Here is a 682-nt window from a genome sequence, read left to right as displayed (position 1 = left end):
ACCCATTTGCCAACAGCGGTGATGCTATTGATATTTCTGATGATGATCTCCCTTTTGATTGAAGGTGTTTGTTTTGACTGAATGGAAAGATATTCCCGGTTATGAAAATATTTATCAAGCAAGCACCGATGGTCAAATTAGGACTGCACCCGGGAAAATAACCCAGAATGCAAAATTTAAGCAAAGGCATTGGAAAATACGGGTTCTTAAACAAAAAGTTGATAAGGATGGTTATAGGAGAGTCTCTCTTTGGAAAAACGCTAAGGAAAAAGACCGGCTAGTCCATCGGCTGGTTGCAGAGACTTTCATTCCTAAAATTGGCGGGAAGAATTTAATTAACCATATAGATGGGAATCCCAGCAATAATGATGTTTCAAATCTTGAATGGTGCAATTATTCAGAAAACTTGATCCATGCTTATAAGCATCATTTGAACTGTGAAAATAGCGAAGTGGTTTTGGTTAACAAAAATACTTTTAAAGCAAAATATTTTTATAGTTTGTCGTCTGCTAGCGAGTTTCTTGGGAAAAATCATGGCTTTTTAAGTGAAAAGTTAAAACGTAAAGTAAACGAGATTGATGAATATCTTGTATTTGTGAGGAGATGAATTGATTGAAATATCCAGCAGGGGCTCCAACTCAATCAGTAAATCAAAAATCAACGCATCGGTTGAAGAAAAAAA

General features: G+C 35.8%; 1 protein-coding gene. It reads left to right on the top strand.

Annotation, left to right across the window (positions count from 1 at the left end; all coding sequences use genetic code 11):
- The first annotated feature begins 73 nt into the window (after positions 1-73).
- On the top strand, positions 74-607 hold the full coding sequence (locus tag JCM14108_RS14000; protein WP_035181601.1) for an NUMOD4 domain-containing protein: 534 nt from the start codon (positions 74-76) through the stop codon (positions 605-607).
- The last annotated feature ends 75 nt before the right edge of the window (positions 608-682 follow it).

It is taken from the genome of Lentilactobacillus farraginis DSM 18382 = JCM 14108 (genome assembly GCF_000583655.1).
Taxonomy (GTDB): Bacteria; Bacillota; Bacilli; order Lactobacillales; family Lactobacillaceae; genus Lentilactobacillus; species Lentilactobacillus farraginis.
Note: the sequence above shows the minus strand (reverse complement) of the source record. Positions and strands in the feature narration are given on the sequence as shown.